At 44.2% G+C, this 15634-nt stretch carries 17 protein-coding genes; 8 read left to right on the top strand and 9 right to left on the bottom strand.

Translation table 11 applies throughout. The features are described from left to right. The first annotated feature begins 30 nt into the window (after positions 1–30). Genes flgB through SULKU_RS11320 form a run of 4 tightly spaced genes read left to right on the top strand, consistent with a single transcriptional unit; the run spans position 31 to position 3100 of the window. Complete coding sequence (flgB, locus tag SULKU_RS11305) at positions 31–459, top strand: flagellar basal body rod protein FlgB (RefSeq protein WP_013461105.1); 429 nt, start codon at positions 31–33, stop codon at positions 457–459. 10 nt (positions 460–469) lie between these two features. Beyond that, the gene (gene flgC, locus SULKU_RS11310) at positions 470–964 is read left to right on the top strand and encodes a flagellar basal body rod protein FlgC (protein WP_013461106.1); all 495 of its coding nucleotides are present in this window, start codon (positions 470–472) and stop codon (positions 962–964) included. A gap of 16 nt (positions 965–980) precedes the next feature. Beyond that, positions 981–1283 (top strand): flagellar hook-basal body complex protein FliE, encoded by a 303-nt coding sequence (gene fliE, locus SULKU_RS11315; protein ID WP_013461107.1) that lies wholly within the window; start codon positions 981–983, stop codon positions 1281–1283. Positions 1284–1297: 14 nt separating this feature from the next. Further along, entirely contained in the window at positions 1298–3100 is a 1803-nt protein-coding gene (locus SULKU_RS11320; RefSeq protein ID WP_013461108.1) for a peptidoglycan D,D-transpeptidase FtsI family protein, read from the top strand. Here the strand turns inward: SULKU_RS11320 and SULKU_RS11325 are convergent. Together SULKU_RS11325 and panC are read right to left on the bottom strand one after the other, a co-directional pair. Then, positions 3087–3611, bottom strand: a complete 525-nt coding sequence (locus tag SULKU_RS11325; RefSeq protein WP_013461109.1) for a putative periplasmic lipoprotein — start codon at positions 3609–3611, stop codon at positions 3087–3089. The genes SULKU_RS11320 and SULKU_RS11325 overlap by 14 nt on opposite strands. Before the next feature lies 1 nt (position 3612). Then, on the bottom strand, positions 3613–4434 hold the full coding sequence (gene panC, locus SULKU_RS11330) for a pantoate--beta-alanine ligase (RefSeq protein ID WP_013461110.1): 822 nt from the start codon (positions 4432–4434) through the stop codon (positions 3613–3615). A gap of 60 nt (positions 4435–4494) precedes the next feature. Between panC and prfB the strand changes: the two genes are divergently transcribed. Genes prfB through SULKU_RS11345 form a run of 3 tightly spaced genes read left to right on the top strand, consistent with a single transcriptional unit; the run spans position 4495 to position 6941 of the window. Next, a complete protein-coding gene (gene prfB / locus SULKU_RS11335; RefSeq protein ID WP_013461111.1) occupies positions 4495–5604 on the top strand; it encodes a peptide chain release factor 2 in 1110 nt (369 codons plus the stop codon). Continuing rightward, positions 5591–6349, top strand: a complete 759-nt coding sequence (locus SULKU_RS11340; protein WP_013461112.1) for an arginyltransferase — start codon at positions 5591–5593, stop codon at positions 6347–6349. Before prfB ends, SULKU_RS11340 begins: the two co-directional genes overlap by 14 nt. Next, complete coding sequence (locus SULKU_RS11345) at positions 6330–6941, top strand: fumarylacetoacetate hydrolase family protein (protein WP_013461113.1); 612 nt, start codon at positions 6330–6332, stop codon at positions 6939–6941. Before SULKU_RS11340 ends, SULKU_RS11345 begins: the two co-directional genes overlap by 20 nt. Position 6942: 1 nt before the next feature. On the opposite strand, the gene SULKU_RS11350 is transcribed toward SULKU_RS11345, so the two are convergent. Genes SULKU_RS11350 through SULKU_RS11380 form a run of 7 tightly spaced genes read right to left on the bottom strand, consistent with a single transcriptional unit; the run spans position 6943 to position 14724 of the window. Further along, positions 6943–8154 carry a sensor histidine kinase gene (locus SULKU_RS11350; protein WP_013461114.1) on the bottom strand — a complete coding sequence of 404 codons (1212 nt, stop codon included), beginning with the start codon at positions 8152–8154 and terminating at the stop codon, positions 6943–6945. Further along, positions 8144–8791: a response regulator transcription factor gene (locus tag SULKU_RS11355; RefSeq protein WP_013461115.1), complete on the bottom strand. Its 648-nt coding sequence runs from the start codon at positions 8789–8791 to the stop codon at positions 8144–8146. Before SULKU_RS11355 ends, SULKU_RS11350 begins: the two co-directional genes overlap by 11 nt. Continuing rightward, positions 8792–9082 (bottom strand): DUF3240 family protein, encoded by a 291-nt coding sequence (locus SULKU_RS11360; protein WP_151174309.1) that lies wholly within the window; start codon positions 9080–9082, stop codon positions 8792–8794. It lies immediately after the preceding gene. Then, entirely contained in the window at positions 9079–12135 is a 3057-nt protein-coding gene (locus tag SULKU_RS11365) for an efflux RND transporter permease subunit (RefSeq protein WP_013461117.1), read from the bottom strand. The genes SULKU_RS11360 and SULKU_RS11365 overlap by 4 nt, the downstream gene beginning before the upstream one ends. After that, positions 12135–13184 (bottom strand): efflux RND transporter periplasmic adaptor subunit, encoded by a 1050-nt coding sequence (locus SULKU_RS11370; RefSeq protein WP_013461118.1) that lies wholly within the window; start codon positions 13182–13184, stop codon positions 12135–12137. The genes SULKU_RS11365 and SULKU_RS11370 overlap by 1 nt, the downstream gene beginning before the upstream one ends. After that, on the bottom strand, positions 13184–14368 hold the full coding sequence (locus tag SULKU_RS11375) for a TolC family protein (protein ID WP_013461119.1): 1185 nt from the start codon (positions 14366–14368) through the stop codon (positions 13184–13186). The genes SULKU_RS11370 and SULKU_RS11375 overlap by 1 nt, the downstream gene beginning before the upstream one ends. Beyond that, positions 14365–14724, bottom strand: coding sequence for a PepSY domain-containing protein (locus SULKU_RS11380; RefSeq protein WP_013461120.1), 360 nt, complete (start codon positions 14722–14724; stop codon positions 14365–14367). The genes SULKU_RS11375 and SULKU_RS11380 overlap by 4 nt, the downstream gene beginning before the upstream one ends. A 147-nt stretch (positions 14725–14871) precedes the next feature. On the opposite strand from SULKU_RS11380, the gene SULKU_RS11385 reads away from it, so the two are divergent. After that, positions 14872–15627, top strand: a complete 756-nt coding sequence (locus tag SULKU_RS11385; protein WP_013461121.1) for a transporter — start codon at positions 14872–14874, stop codon at positions 15625–15627. Positions 15628–15634 lie beyond the last annotated feature (7 nt).

The following is a 15634-nucleotide window of genomic DNA, read 5'->3' on the forward strand; positions in this document are numbered from 1 at the left end:
CCAATACACTTGAATGAAAGGGGAATAGGCATGGGAATAAAGGTTTCACGCGCACATGATTTGATGCAAAACGCTATGGATTACCGTGCGGCGCGCCAGGATATGATATCCGGAAACATCGCCAATGCCGATACCCCTTTCTATCGTCCCCGTGACATCAGTTTCGAAGATACACTGGCGCAAAAGAGTGCCCAAATCTTCGGCGATAAATCGCAAACGCTTAAAATGGCCCACACCAACGGTGCCCACCTCGACGGAATCGATGCGGCTTCTTCAGCCCCGACCATGTTTTTTAGAGACGGGCATATGGCACGCAATGACGGAAACAGTGTCGATTTGGATGTAGAATCGACCGAAATGGCAAAAAACTCTACGATGTTTAATGCCCTCACCGCAGCACTTAAAAAAGATTCCGCTTTGTTCAAAAGCGTCATAGACGCTTCGAGCAAAACGTCGTAAGGATTAAACAATGGCATTCTTAAACAGCTTTGATATCAGCGGTTACGGGCTCTCCGCACAACGTGTCCGTGTCAACACCATCAGTGCCAACATTGCCAATGCCCAGACGACCCGAACCAATGAGGGCGGCCCTTACCGTCGTCAAGAAGTCATTTTTAAAGCGATTGATTTTAATAAAGTGTATAATAAAGCATTGGAAAACGAAACGTCCGCCCTGGAGTACAGTGACCCCTTAAAAGAGGGATTGGCTGGGCTCAAACCGAATCCGGCCATCATGAGCGTTGTCGTTGACAAAATCAGCCGTGATGACAAGGCGCCGAAGATGAAATTTGACCCTTCGCACCCCGATGCGGATGCAAACGGATACGTTGCCTATCCGAATATTAATCCTGTCGTCGAAATGGCCGATTTAGTCGAAGCAACACGTTCGTATCAAGCAAACGTTGCCGCATTCGAAAGTGCCAAAAATATGGCCGGTAGTGCAATCAGCATTTTGCAGAACTAAGTAAGGACAAAGAATTATGACTAACATTCACTCGCTTAAATCGCTTTCAACCGCCGATTTACTGGCTAACAAAAGCGGTAATGCGGTCGAAGGCAGCAGCACCGATTTTGCGCAAGAGCTCAAAAACGCCCTCGGCAATGTCAACCAAATGCAAGTTGACGGCGAGAAAGCGATGAGCGATATCGCAACCGGAAGCGTCAAAGACCTTCACCAAGCGGCTATTGCGATCGATAAAGCCGAAATCAGTATGAAATTAATGCTCGAAGTACGAAACAAGGCGCTTAACGCCTATAAAGAAATTACCCGAACGCAAATGTGATTTAATCTTCTCAGATGCGCCATTCCAATAAATCTAAAAAGATACTTGCCCTTTTTCTCCTCCTGATGTTCGGTTTCGTCATCTTTTTGGCGGTCATGCTCTACACCGCCTTGCACAAACGGGACATCCCCTCTATCTATTCCGAAGATACCGCCAAAGCACAGCGGGGCTCCATCATTAGCGCTGACGGATTTCATATCGCCACGACCCAAAAATTGTATAAAGCGGTCGTCAATACCCGCAATATCGATCCGGGTAAAGAGGAGCTGTTCGTTCAGCTTTTCAGCATCTACAGCGGCATGGATCCCAAAGAGATCAAAGAGCGCCTCCATACCCGAAAAGGATCCGTTACCCTAAGCTACCATATCAGCCCCAAAGAGGCGATGTACCTAAAAACCCTTGCATTCGAACTTCGCCGTCTCGGCGTCTTTATCGAGTATGAAACCCCAAACGGAGACCGTATTTTGCAGGGGCTGAACATTTTAGAGAGCGGTGAAGCACGGCAATACCCCTACGGCAATCTCCTTACTCCCCTTTTAGGCTATCCGCGCAAAATCGAAGAGGACGGATATACCCGGGTCTACGGGATCAAAGGGCTGGAGAAGTTTTTTGACGAGGAACTTAATCCTCAGCAAAATAAAACCCAAAAAGCACTCCGCGATGTCAACGGCTATCTGATTTTGAATAAACAAAGTGACGTCAAGCGCCAGATTAACGGCTTGACCGTGAAACTTAATATTCCGATTTTGCTTCAATCCAGAGTGGAAATCATTACCGACCAGATCAAACAAAAGCTTCAGGCCGATGAGATCATCGCTACCGTCATGGAGTCCAAAACAGGGAAAATTATCGCGTTGGCAAGTTCGAACCGTTTTGATCCAAACCACATTCGGGTCCAAGACTACCCATCACTCAATGCCAATGTTATCGAATACAGCTATGAGCCGGGATCCGTTATCAAACCGATTATTTTCTCCCTAATGCTCGATCGCGGTCTAATCAACCCTTACGATATGGTCAACGGGCATAACGGACGTTTTACGATGGGTACGAAAACGATTGTTGACGAACATGCGTTTAGTATGCTCAGTGCCGAAGACGTTCTGGTTTATTCGTCGAATATCGGGATTGCCCAATTGGCGCAAAAGCTTAACGGTGTTGAATTTACCGAAGGTCTGAAACGGTTCGGATTTACCCATTTCAGCGGCATTGACCTGCCGTATGAAAAGCGGGGATCCGTCCCCTCTTCCGCACAACTCAATAATTATCTGTACAAAGCGATTACCGCGTACGGCTACGGGATGCGTGCCAATCCCATGCAGTTGGTAAAAGCATTCAATGTGTTTAATAACGGAGGAAAACTCATCAACCCGATGGTTGTCGAAGCCCTTTATGACGATAACGGCCGAATTATTCCGATGCAGATACAGGCTCCTACTCAGGTTATCGCGCCTGCCACTGCCGAGAGGATGAAGCAGATTCTCATCAAAACGGTCAATGTCGGAACGGGAACGATCGCTAAAACGCCGGGCTTGGAAGTGGGAGGAAAAACGGGAACGGCGCATATCGCCAAAAACGGAGCTTACGTCAACAGCTACCACACCTCGTTTATCGGATTTGCCAATGATTCAAAACATAACTATACGATCGGCATCACCGTTATTGAGCCGCGTACCGTCTATTTTGCGTCCATTACCGCCGTACCCGTTTTTAAAGCGATCGTTGATTTGATGGTAGAGGAGAAATATCTTACTCCCGACCCGGCGGCTGCAGCGGCGGCGTCAGAACCCTCAAATGCGGAGTCTACACACCTTTAAGGGCTTTTTGAACGATTGAGGTGACCTCTTTTTCAAATGAGTGGTGTTTTTCGATCCCCCATACTTCGATAACCGCTTCCCCTTTGACAAATAATTTTCGTTTCGACTGTAAAATGGCCAAAATACGGTTATCGGTTAGCCGTTTGGGATCAATGCGAAATTCCAAAGGGAGCGTTTTTTGAGCTCCTGAGGGGACCAAAATCGATTTGGAAACTCCCGTATTCGCCTCCCCTTTCGCAATAACCTCTTTTTCATCTTCCAGAGTATAGGTCAGACTTACGATCTTGATATCACTGTGCCATTTGTTGAGGAGTTTTAAATCGCTTCCGAGCCGAATTTCACCCTGTTTTGTCGGAATTCCCAAGAGTGAAAGAACCCCGAGTATCATTTCCGTTTGGGAATTTTCCCAGCGTATATTTCCCTGAGGCTCGATCAAAATATCTTTCCCGATCTTCGGTGCACACCCGCCGATTAACAGTGCGGCTAACGCCAACGGAAAAAAATGTTTCATTTTACATCCATACGTTATCGATTAAGCGTGTCGTTCCCACCCTTGCCGCAACCAGTATGATCGTATTTCCGAGCACGACTTTCTCAATCGATTCAAACGCCCTGTTGACGATCGCAACGTACTCGACGTCCAGCGGGCTGAGAATGCTTTCCATATTCGTTTTGATATCGCTACTGCTCAGATTGCCCTGCATTACCATCTTCGTCGCACTTTTAAGTGCGGCAGAGAGTTTCAACGCCTCTTGCCGTTCGCTTGGGCTCAAATAAACATTACGGGATGAGAGTGCCAGTCCGTCTGATTCTCGTACCGTCTCCATCGGAACGATCTCAACATCCATAAAAAAATTATTGACCATCTGGATGATCATGGCAAGCTGCTGCGCATCTTTCTTCCCGAAATAAGCCCGTGTCGGACGGACGATATTAAACAGTTTCATAACCACCGTCAGTACCCCGTCAAAATGCCCCGGGCGTGAAGCACCCTCAAGAATAAATCCTCTCACATCGGGAGCCGTGATCCGCACCTCATCATCACCGTACATAGCATTCACATCGGGATAAAAAAGGATATCGATGCCGCTGAGTGAGCAGATTTTAAAATCGGCCTCTTCGCGGCGGGGATATTTGCTCAAATCCTCACCCGGCAAAAATTGGGTCGGATTCACGAAGATCGAGACAACCACCGTATCGTTGCCCTTTCGTGCCGCATCGATAAGGGTGCGATGACCGATATGAAGCGCCCCCATCGTCGGAACAAATCCGACCGATCCGGTTTTAGTCTCAAGTGCATCTTTAAGTTCTTGCGCGGAACGTGCGATAATCATCGTTTTAAGCCTCTATAGAATATAATTGGCATTATAATATATTAGAAGGTATTCCAACTTATGGATCATTACGAATATACTGAATTACTAAAAACACTTACAACGAAAATGCAAAACGTCACCGGTGTTGTCCGCCCGCAAGAGATTAGCGCACGTTTGAGCGAAATCGAAGCACTGGAAAATTCAGACGGATTTTGGAACGATGCGGCTGCCGCAGGGGTTATCCAAAAAGAGAAAACCCAGCTGGAGCGCCGTTTGGCAAAATACTCCAAAACATTCAATACCCTAGGCGATGCCGTCGATTTGTATGAAATGGCGAAGGAAGAAGGGGATGAGGAAACCATCGAGTCTCTTTTCGCCGACGCAGGATCGTTGGAAAACAACGTAAAATCAATGGAAGTTGAAGTCCTCCTTTCCGGCGAGCACGACAGCCATAACGCCATCGTCACTATCCATCCGGGTGCGGGTGGAACCGAGTCTCAGGACTGGGCTTCGATGCTGCTTCGAATGTACACCCGATGGGCGGAGCGGCATGATTTTACCGTCGAGATGCTCGACTATCAAGCCGGGGAAGAGGCGGGGATCAAAGATGCAGCGCTCCTCATTAAAGGGGTCAATGTCTACGGTTATCTGAAAAACGAAAACGGCATCCATCGCCTTGTCCGTATCAGCCCGTACGACTCTGCGGCCAAACGCCATACCAGTTTCACCTCGGTCATGGTCTCTCCTGAACTCGACGATGATATCGATATCGATATCGAAGACCGCGATATCCGTATCGATACCTACCGCGCATCAGGCGCGGGAGGGCAGCACGTCAACAAAACCGAATCGGCGATCCGTATCACCCATATCCCTACGGGAATTGTTGTTCAGTGTCAAAATGACCGAAGTCAGCACAAAAACAAAGCGACCGCGTTTAAAATGCTCAAATCCCGTCTTTATGAACTCGAAATGGAGAAAAAACAGGCAGCCGTCGACGGTATCGAAAAAAGCGAAAACGGCTGGGGACACCAGATCCGATCTTATGTTTTGGCTCCGTATCAACAAGTCAAAGATACCCGTTCGGGGATCCCTTATTCCAACATCAGCAACATCCTCGATGGCGACATTGATGAAATGATCGAAGGTGTTCTCATCGCCCTCAGCCGCAAAGATGACGACGAATAATACCAATGCCATTATAAAAGAGTGTGCGCTCCATGAGCCGTGCTCTTATATAGCGGGAAAATCCCAAAGCATTCACTATAAAATCATTCATGAATGCACGAAAGAGCAATGTGAAGCACTCATCCTCCGAGGCTGGCGGCGGTTCGGATCGATGTATTTTCGCCCCATCTGTCAAGATTGCCGGGCGTGTGAAAGTCTGAAAATTGATGTCAATCGCTATAATTTCAAAAAATCCGACCGCCGCATTCTACGAAAAAACGCCCATCTCACCACGGTTATACGCCAACCTACCCTTACCCGCGAACATCTGAATCTCTTTGACCGCTATCACCGGTACAAACACCATACCCGAAGCTGGGATGCCCCGAAAAGCGATCCGAAAAACTACTATGCCTCGTTCGTTCAGGGACACGGCGATTTCGGTTTTGAAATACTATACTTTGAGGGGGAGAAGCTCATCGCCGTCGATCTGGTCGATATACTCGAAGAGGGGATCAGCGCTCTGTATTGCTATTACGATCCTGAGTACGGAAGCCAATCCCTCGGGCGCTATACTTTGCTGCAGCAGATTGAATTTGCCCGCCGTTTAGGGCTCAAATGGATTTATCTGGGCTATTATGTCGAAGAGTGCCAAAGTTTAGCCTACAAAGGCTCTTATTCCCCTTCTCTTGAGCTTGTCGGAAGGCCCGAAGAGGATGAGATTCCGATTTGGAAAGAGATAGGCCATGAAAATAATCCGCTTTAACACCTCTAATATCGCCCCCTCCAAAATTGTCTGTATCGGACGCAACTACGTCGAACACATCCGTGAATTGAACAACGAAATCCCCTCTTCCATGGTCGTGTTCAATAAGCCAAATTCCGCCGTTACGGATGTACTTCGTTTTATTACCCCCGATACCCGCTTCGAGGGAGAAATCTGTTTTTTAATGATGGGGGGGACCATTGCGGGAATCGGGTTCGGACTGGACCTGACCAAAGCGGAACTCCAAAATCACCTCAAATCCAAAGGGCTTCCGTGGGAAAGGGCCAAAGGATTTGACGGTTCTGCCGTTTTAGGTGAATTCGTCCCTTTTAGCGGCAATGTCGAAGCATTGCGTATGACACTTCATATCAATGACATATTAGTACAAGAAGCAGCCTACGGTCTTATGATCTATAAGCCGATTGAAATGATCGAAGAGATTAAAACGTTCATGAGTTTTGAAGACGGTGATATTATTATGAGCGGCACCCCAAAAGGGGTTGCAACCTATAAAATCGGCGATACGTTTGTCGGACGGGTTTACAGCAAAGACCGGTTATTAGTAGAAAGTCAATGGAGTGTCAAATCCTAATTCACCTAAATGCCAACTCGATGCTGAAAGAGGATTCATCATGCATTATAGAGTAATCAAAGCCGATTTCGTGACTTAATCGTTTCAATATTTTTTCTCCTATCTTGGAGCTAAACAAGTATTTTTCATTCCCTATTTGATTGCCGATCCAAAATTTTCTTTCCAACGGGTTACACCCGATTTCTACCGTACTGCCCTCTTTTGCGTACGTAATCGCATTTTCAAGCAAGGCACCTAACACTTTAAAAAGTAATTTTTCTGAGGCTACGACGCTGAAGGTTTCTTTCGGAAGCTGTAATGTAAGTCTTTTGCGTTGAATCAAAATCCCCATCTTTGTTTCCAGTGTTTTAAACATGTGCATAATTTCAATATCGCTTGCTTCCTCAAAATCTGAACTTTCAAGAAAAAGGACATTTTTAAGTTCTCGTGTCAATCGCTCAATATCATTCCCAAGATCGATAATGAATTGGCGTTTCGTATAAGTATTGCTGGAATCATAGACGTCTAAGCGTGATCTCATGAGAGCCAAAGGGGTTTTAAGCTCATGTGCGGCTTCTCTAAACAATTCCGCTTCTTTCAGCCGATATCCTTCCAAACGTTTAATTAAACCGGTAAACGCAGTCGATACCTCTTTTATTTCAGACGAAGCATCATCCAGCGACAAATCAAATGCACTGTCATTTTTCCATTTTCTTGTCTTACCGGCTAATACTTCTAAGGGCTTCATATAAAAATCAAGTGTAAAAATAGCGATGATTAAAATGACGATCAGAGAAAGAACATATTGAAGAAGCAGGCGCTGCGTATATTTGTTAGTAGCTTTATCAATTTTTCGGTGATCGCTAATGGCATTCAAATAATAGTTGTTGGTGAGTTTTATTGACGAAACAATTATCTTGTTATTTGTTCTATAGGGATTGGGTGAAACAACAAAACGGAGCGCATTCACTTCTGAATCGCTTATTATCATTACATTGTGCGGAATCTTATAAAGGAAGTTTATATCGCTTGAGGGAGTCAACTGCGTACCGCTGATGTATTCATCACGGCTTTCCACCAAAAGATGGGCAAGTACTTTTTCTACATCTTCTTCTTTTTGTGTATGGATCGCCTTTACTGCAATCAACAAGTTAATGCTAAACGCAATGGCAAGACCTATGGCAAAAATAAGGGAAATTTTAAATTTTAACGATGCCGCCCATTTAAATCGCAATTAAATATCCTCGTGTCTTGATGGTCTTAATGATACCCGGATGAAGCTTACGGCGTATGCGCCCGACAAGTTCGTCAATCGCATTAGAGGTAATATTTTCAGGATTGTCATAAATAGCATCCATGATCTCATTACGGGAAACGATACTTTCGCGTTCCAAAAGATAAAAAAACAACTTTTGTTCATTGCCACTCAAAAGAACCTCATTACCGGATTTTTTGATTTTTTTAGCGTTTAGATCGATTTCAAGTTCTTCAAAGATTTTGACTTTTGGAACATAACGGCGCGACAGCGCGATCAAACGCGCACGCAGTTCTTTGATATCAAACGGCTTTTCTAAGTAATCATCCGCACCGAACTCCAAGCCTTGAACTTTTTCATCTATGCTTCCCAATGCACTGAGAACTAAAATCCCCATCGACGGATTTTTATGTTTCCCGTAGGTAATCAGTTCTTGCACACAGTCTTTTCCGTGGAAAGTCCGATCCACAAGAAAAATCTGATACGTATACGCATCGAGATAAACTTTGGCATCTTGTACATTGCCTACGGTATCGATGATCCAATCTTCATTTTGCAAAGAAAGCTTTAGTAATTCTAGAAGTTCAGGCTCGTCATCAGCAATCAATATCCGCATTTATAACTCTTTTAGCTCATTCACGAATATTTTAATGGTTTTATCTTTTAATTCCCTTTTGATAGCGGCAGAGAGGACTATGGCTTCGGTCTCATGCAAGAAAAGACGAAACAGTCCGAAATCCCGTCTTGCACTTACTTGTTCCTCCGCACTGATTAAAAAGGCTCCGGCACTGTATCGTTTGCATGGGAAAAAATAAAAATCATCATATCCTTCTTCCAATAACAAATCAACCAACGTATCTTTATTCGCGATTTCAAAGTAAATATCCATTCCGCTTAAACGCATCATTTCCCCTTTTTGTAAATCATTTTAAATGCAGGCGGAAGAATCAAGAGGGTTAAAATAGTAGATGTAACCAATCCTCCCAATACAACAATGGCCAGCGGTTTTTGGATCTCACTCCCGACACCGGAAGCGAATAACAGCGGCAACAGGCCTAAAGCCGCAATAAAGGCGGTCATCAAAACTGGTCTGAGCCGTCTGCGTGCACCTTCCTGGACAGCATCGTCAATAGAATAACCGTTCCCCAAGAGCGTATTGAAGTAACTCACCATTACGACACCATTGAGTACGGCGATCCCAAAAAGGGCGATAAATCCGACAGAGGCCGGAACCGAGAGATACTCTCCGCTGAAATACAACGAAATGATCCCTCCCGTCACCGCAAACGGAATATTGAGCAAAATAAGCGCCGTCGAACTCACCGAACGGAACGTAAAGAATAAAATAAGAAAAATCACTCCGATGCTTATCGGAATAACAGTCATCAATTTTGCGGCCGCGCGCTGCTGGTTTTCAAACTGTCCGCCATAGACGATAGTATATCCTTTCGGAAGTTTGACATTGGCATCGATCTTTTGTTTGGCTTCTTCAACAAATCCGACCAAATCACGCCCCTCGACGTTAGCCCGGACCGTACTGTATCTTTGTCCGTTTTCACGATCTACTTTTAAAGCACCTTCACTCGTTTCGATTTGAGCAACACTCGAAATCGGTACGGAGAATCCGTCACTTAACGGTAGTTCCAATGATTTGAACAGTTCCATATCCTGAGAAACTTCACCGTCAAATCGCATTAGGACCGGTATTCTTGCATTCTCAATCGAAAGTTCGTCAATCGTAACCCCTTCCAAGGCTGTTTTTAAGAAAAGCTCGAGTTCGGCCGTATCGACACCGGTCTTTGCCGATTCCGTTCGGTTCGGCTTAACGCTTAGGTAGTTGACCCCTTCGTTCAGTGTTGTAAACACTTCCGAGGACCCTTTTATCCCGCCTAGTGTATCGGCGATGTTTTGGCTAAGTTCATTCAACATATCAATATCATTTCCGTAAATTTTAACAGCCAAATCACCCCGAGAACCTGTCAGCATCTCTGATATCCTCATTTCAATCGGCTGAGTAAAACTAAAACTGATACCCGGAAAGTTTTTGAGGGATGCTTCAATTTTTCTTTTAATTTCGTCTTTATTCTTCGCTTTCCATTCTGTTTGCGGTTTTAGCGTAATAAACGTATCCGTTTGATTTAATCCCATAGGGTCAAGTCCGAGTTCATCCGAACCGGTTCGTGCAACAATCGTTTTAATTTCCGGAACATGCTCAATGAGAGTCCGTTGTACCGCGAGATTAAGCTCTTTGGATTTTTCCAGTGAAATAGAAGGCGGAGTCTCGATTCCTAAAATTATATCCCCCTCATCCAACGTCGGCATAAAGCTTTTCCCGACAAATGCAAATAATGTGAAACTGATGATCAAAAATACAATGGCTCCGGTAAAAAGAGTTTTCGTACGTGTCATCGCAAAATGCAGCATCGGTTCATAGAGACGGGTAAAAAAGCTCCCGATAAACGTCTCTTTATGCGGGGCACTTTTTAAGATAAGCGAGCTGACGACCGGAATAAGTGTTAACGAAAGGAAAAGTGAACCGAAAAGCGCAAAAACAATAGTCATTGCGACCGGTGCAAAAAGTTTCCCCTCCAGCCCTTCCAATGTCAATAACGGTAAAAATACAACCGCAATAATCAAAATACCGCTAAAAACCGCTGTGCTTACCTCTTTTGTAGCGCGATAAACCTGATGCAATTTAGGCAGAGAGGTATCATTTTCACTCAGTTTGGCAAAAGCGTTTTCAACAACGACAACCGCTGAATCGACTAACATCCCGATGGCTATCGCCAAGCCTCCCAAACTCATCAGATTGGCGCTTAACCCAAAATATTTCATCAGCAAAAAAGCAATCGCGATTGAAAACGGCAAAATGACACTCACGGCGATTGCCGCACGTACATCTCCCAAAAAGACCATGAGAAGAATAATGACCAATACAATGGCTTCCATCAAAGCTTTAGAAACAGTCCCGACCGCTTTCTCGATCAAATTGCTTCGATCATAAAAAGGGACAATAGTTACGCCCGCAGGAAGCATCGGTTTCAGTTGATCGAGTCTTTCTTTAATTTGCGAAATGGTCTCTTGGGCATTGGCCCCTTTAAGTGTCAAAACAAGGCCTTCTGTCGCTTCTCCGACACCGTCTTTGGTAACAAATCCCAGTCGCGTTCTCGAATCGTCTCGGACTTCACAAAAATCCCCCACACGGATCGGTCCGTTATGAGAATGGATCGTGATATTGGCGATTTCGCTCGCATCTTTGACACCGCTTTGAACTTTCACCAAATAGCTCTCTTCGTTTGCGTCGACCCGTCCAGCACCATCATTTTTCAGATTTTTTTCCAATGTGTCCTGCAGGGTGCTCAAAGGTATCCCCAAGTGGCGCATTGCCGTATAATCAGGCTGCACCACGATAGCCCGTGCTTCACCGCCGAGCGAATTGACATCCGCTACCCCTTTGGCACCACGCAATACCGGACGAATGACGAAATCGAGCAGTTCGCGTTTCTCTTTTGGGCTTATATTTCCTTCGATCGTAAACATAAAAGCTTCGCCCAACGGTGTGGTAATAGGGGCCATGCCCCCTTCCACCCCTTTTGGGAGTGTCGGAAGGAGCGATGCAAGTTTTTCAGAAACTTGATTGCGTGCCCGGTAAATATCCGTACCGTCATTAAAATCAATCGTTATGTCGGCAATCGCATATTTTGACGTACTCTTGAGAAGCTTCTCATTTTCCAATCCCAGCAATTCTGCTTCCAAGGGCTTCACAACACGGTTTTCAACCTCTTCAGGGGTCATTCCGGGTGCTTTCAAAATGATTTTCACCTGAGTCGATGAAATATCCGGAAAAGCATCAATCGGGATTTTATAAAATGAATAGATGCCATACCCGAATAGGGCCATGGAGAGGAGAATGACGATGAGCCGTTGTTTGAGAGAAAATTCAATAATAGAGTTCAGCATTATTCAAATCCCAATCCGCTCAATGCACCTTTTAAGGTAATGATCCCGTCACTCGCAACTTTTGTTGTAGTGTCTAGTCCTTCAGGTTTAACCGCTATATAGTTTTTATAAATTTTTTGGATTTGAATGGTTTGCGGTTTAAATCCTGTCGGCGTTTGTACAAAGCAGATGTCATTTTTCTTGTATTTTGTAACAGCGGAACGTGGAATCAAAATCCATTTATCGGTTTGCGTTGAAGCAATATAAAACTCATCCGAAGTCCCTGCACGGTTATTACTATTGACATTCAAGACAGCAATGGCGGTCGCGGAATTGTTCATGACATCGACTGATGAAGAGACCGCCGTGATTTTTCCGGCTTCCGCACCTGTTTTATCCATCACCAGCGCACCTTTACGGATACTTCCAATCATTTTAGGAGGAATTTTGATAAACGCACTGAGCGCATTTGCACTGGCAATTTTCAGATAAGGGACAAACGGATCAATCTTTTCACCGGCTTTGAGAGGGGCATGAGCCAATATGCCGTTTTGACGAGCTCTGATCGTGAACATCATCCCGTTTTTCGGTTGGATATCCGCACCCGAGAAAATAAATCGATTTTCTATCTCGGATACTTTGGATTTCAGACTCAGAACTTCGATGCCGCTTTTTTGCGATTCACGTAAAGATATCACGCCGTCTTTGTACAAAGCCTGATCTTTTTGAGCATATTCCTGAGCCAATTTAAGGCGATTTCGAAGATCGCTGAGTTCATAGCTGCTTGAAAGCAATTCTGAAGAGGCAATGGTGCAGATTACTTCCCCTTTTTTTACGGTATCCCCGGTTTGTTTCATTAGCTCCGCCACCGTAGCTTCACCGCTTAGCGTATAACTTCTTGATCCTTTGTCGCTGTAATCAAATGTTCCGATAAACGGCCCCATGGCTTCAGACTTGATCATTCGTACTTGTTCTACCGTGATGCCCATTTTTTTCATCTGAGCTTCACTCATTGTGATTTGTGCCATTAGCGCCGTTGCGCTTAACAGAATCAATAAACTTTTTTTCATTACCAGATCCCCCCTAGTTTCTCTTCGATAGCAGACATCTCTTCAATGTATTCTTGTTTGACTTGAAGGGTTCGCAAACGCGCATCATAATAGGCATTTTTAGAAGCCAGATATTCAAATTGCCCTATTACACCCCCTTCATATCCTTTATGCGCCATCGCAAAAAGAGTTTCGTATTTTTTTTCATTCTCTCTCAATACGTTTATATTCTCTTTTCGCTCTTTTAAATGGTCAAATAATCCTTGAACACTTAACTCCAGTTTTTGTCTGCTCACTTCCCGCATATTGACCAGCGCACTGCGCTCATTCATCAATGCCGCGATTTTATTTTCATTTTTACTGCTGATTGCCAAAGGGATGGTAAGCCGAAAATCGACACTGTTTTGCGTCGGTTCCTGTGTCATTCCTATCCCTACCGAAACCGCCTCAATGGTAGAATGACGTAATGTTGCTATTTGAGCATTCAACGTATCGATACGAATATCCAGTGATTTTAATATCGGTGTGTTCATAATGCGATTATGGATTGAATCAGCTTCTATAAATTCAAATTTCAAATCATCGATCATCACTTCTTCATCCGACATTACCGCTTCTTTCAGATAATGTTGAGCATGTTCCGCTTCCATCATAACAGATGCGAGATCTTGAACTGTACTTTGATATTCGCTCTCCAATCGCAAAAACTCCATTTGCGACAACCGGCCGGCTTTAAATTTTTTTTCTCCGACCTGATACGCTTTATACGAAAAATCACGTTTTTCGCTCAGTATGACACTTCTTTCATGTTCAAGCTGATACATAAGCCAGCCTCTTTTCAAAGCGACTTGGATAGATCCTTTATGTGTGGCTATCTCGTGTTCTGTTTCTTTTTTCTTCAGTTCAAATTCATTTGCTTGAGCGGCTTTAAACGATGGCATTTTAAAAGCGTAATCGAGCATGATTCCATATTCTTTGCCGCTATCCATAGTGTCATCCGCTTTGATTCTCCGTGTAGAGGTTTCAATACTTAACGGGTCACCCGCTAACGCTGAAGCTTTTTCAAAACCGATCGCATTCATCCGCCCGTTTGATTCAATCACTTGTTCTGAGACGTCATATGCACGTTTTGTAAAGTCGTTAAAACTTACGGCGTTTCCTAAAAAAGGGATTAAGATAAGACTATATGCCCATATACGTTTCATTCAATGATTTCCTCTTTTAAAATTGACCCGTTAGCAGGATCGACATAAAGCTTTAAACTTTTTGACGTGTTATCCGTTACATATACCTGATATACCAATTCGTAAGCGATATCGCGCAGTTTGATGCTTCGAACGCTATAACCTTCACCTGAAAGATGATTGCGTATATCCTCATCACTCATCGGTGCCATCGATTTATAATATTGCTTTTCTTCCATTTTTTGTACAGTGTGGTTTCTATGATTTCCAAAAGAATATTTAAGATGTTCTTGTACAGGAATAGTGATTGATGAACCCATAGCACCGTATAAAGACAAAGAGACCAATGACAAAGAAACAAAGGGAATAAATTTCATGATATAGCCTTTATGTAAAAATATGATGAGATTTTATGGATTCAACGTGAGAAAATCATGAGAACCCTGTCCGTTCACAAGAAATAATTTTTTAATCAGCCTCATGCTACCCTTATAAATCACTTTTCAAAATCACAAAAGAGCAGTATGAAAAAACCAATCACACTTCTATTAGCAGCATTGTGCGGTATCAATGTATTTGGAAATGACGATCCCATTGTCCCGGATCGTCCCGGATTTTCAACCGGTACTCAAACCGTAAAACCCAATGTCGTCAATATCGAAGTCGGGTATCAGTACGCATTTAACAACTATGATACAAAACCATCATCCCATACCCTCCCTTTAATGGTTTTGCGTACAGGGATCTCGGAAAAATCGGAGTTAGACATATTGTGGGACGGTATCAATTTGGATAAAGAAGAAGGGGCGTCGACCGTACACTCAAAAGCCGATTTATCCATTGGAGGAAAATACAAGCTTTTAGAAAACGAACAATACAATCTTACTCTGCTGGGGGTAGTGTCGCTCCCGACCGGAACGGCTCCATCGACCTCTGACAGTGTCAATCCGTTAGTCGGATTGCTGTGGGATTATTCACTGTCCGATACCAATACGTTATTCGGAACCGTTCAGACCAGTTCAACGAAAATTGATCATAACAGAGAATACGATCAGCAATTCTCGATCGGTACCTCTTTTGCTCATACTGAAACGATCGGCAGCTTTATTGAGTTTTATACGATCATCCCTTCCGAATCCGGTTTGCATACGACAAAGACTATAGACGGCGGGATGACCTATTTATTGACTAACGACATTCAGCTTGACGTTAATGTCGGTTTAGGACTAAACCGATATTCCTCCCATTTTATCGGCTTTGGATTTGCGACACGTTTTTAATATTTCC

It is taken from the genome of Sulfuricurvum kujiense DSM 16994, from assembly GCF_000183725.1.
GTDB classification, from domain to species: Bacteria; Campylobacterota; Campylobacteria; order Campylobacterales; family Sulfurimonadaceae; genus Sulfuricurvum; species Sulfuricurvum kujiense.

What these genes read in the sequence shown, in the direction of transcription:
- flgB (WP_013461105.1), top strand. Translation starts at nt 31, where the DNA reads ATGGGAATAAAGGTTTCACGCGCACATGATTTGATGCAAAACGCTATG.
- flgC (WP_013461106.1), top strand. Translation starts at nt 470, where the DNA reads ATGGCATTCTTAAACAGCTTTGATATCAGCGGTTACGGGCTCTCCGCA.
- fliE (WP_013461107.1), top strand. Translation starts at nt 981, where the DNA reads ATGACTAACATTCACTCGCTTAAATCGCTTTCAACCGCCGATTTACTG.
- SULKU_RS11320 (WP_013461108.1), top strand. Translation starts at nt 1,298, where the DNA reads ATGCGCCATTCCAATAAATCTAAAAAGATACTTGCCCTTTTTCTCCTC.
- SULKU_RS11325 (WP_013461109.1), bottom strand. Translation starts at nt 3,611, where the DNA reads ATGAAACATTTTTTTCCGTTGGCGTTAGCCGCACTGTTAATCGGCGGG.
- panC (WP_013461110.1), bottom strand. Translation starts at nt 4,434, where the DNA reads ATGATTATCGCACGTTCCGCGCAAGAACTTAAAGATGCACTTGAGACT.
- prfB (WP_013461111.1), top strand. Translation starts at nt 4,495, where the DNA reads ATGGATCATTACGAATATACTGAATTACTAAAAACACTTACAACGAAA.
- SULKU_RS11340 (WP_013461112.1), top strand. Translation starts at nt 5,591, where the DNA reads ATGACGACGAATAATACCAATGCCATTATAAAAGAGTGTGCGCTCCAT.
- SULKU_RS11345 (WP_013461113.1), top strand. Translation starts at nt 6,330, where the DNA reads ATGAAAATAATCCGCTTTAACACCTCTAATATCGCCCCCTCCAAAATT.
- SULKU_RS11355 (WP_013461115.1), bottom strand. Translation starts at nt 8,791, where the DNA reads ATGCGGATATTGATTGCTGATGACGAGCCTGAACTTCTAGAATTACTA.
- SULKU_RS11360 (WP_151174309.1), bottom strand. Translation starts at nt 9,082, where the DNA reads ATGATGCGTTTAAGCGGAATGGATATTTACTTTGAAATCGCGAATAAA.
- SULKU_RS11365 (WP_013461117.1), bottom strand. Translation starts at nt 12,135, where the DNA reads ATGCTGAACTCTATTATTGAATTTTCTCTCAAACAACGGCTCATCGTC.
- SULKU_RS11370 (WP_013461118.1), bottom strand. Translation starts at nt 13,184, where the DNA reads ATGAAAAAAAGTTTATTGATTCTGTTAAGCGCAACGGCGCTAATGGCA.
- SULKU_RS11375 (WP_013461119.1), bottom strand. Translation starts at nt 14,368, where the DNA reads ATGAAACGTATATGGGCATATAGTCTTATCTTAATCCCTTTTTTAGGA.
- SULKU_RS11380 (WP_013461120.1), bottom strand. Translation starts at nt 14,724, where the DNA reads ATGAAATTTATTCCCTTTGTTTCTTTGTCATTGGTCTCTTTGTCTTTA.
- SULKU_RS11385 (WP_013461121.1), top strand. Translation starts at nt 14,872, where the DNA reads ATGAAAAAACCAATCACACTTCTATTAGCAGCATTGTGCGGTATCAAT.